We start from the raw sequence: 239 nt of genomic DNA on the forward strand, positions 1-239 counted from the left end.
GGTAAATAAATACAGCTTGGTTAAGCCTAGCTGTTGCGCTTGCTGCATTACTTGTAACACCAGCCATTTACCTAAACCTTTACCGCGCGCCGCAGGTGCCAAATATATATTCGCCAGCCAGGGCGATAAATCGCGGTTGGTTTGCATATCTTGCAATAAAATCGAAGCGGTACCCACTACTTGCTGCTCTAACAGCAGCACCCAACTGAGCGGCAGCGAGCTATCGTTCAAGGTAGTCG

Annotated in this window: 1 protein-coding gene; it reads right to left on the bottom strand. The window is 49.0% G+C overall.

Annotated features, from left to right (window positions below):
* A partial coding sequence (locus RMT89_RS45240; RefSeq protein ID WP_315889568.1) for a GNAT family N-acetyltransferase occupies positions 1 to 201 on the bottom strand: 201 nt, incomplete at its 3' end.
* Positions 202 to 239 lie beyond the last annotated feature (38 nt).

Origin of the sequence: Streptomyces sp. P17, assembly GCF_032436805.1 — a bacterium.
Classification (GTDB): domain Bacteria; phylum Actinomycetota; class Actinomycetes; order Streptomycetales; family Streptomycetaceae; genus Streptomyces.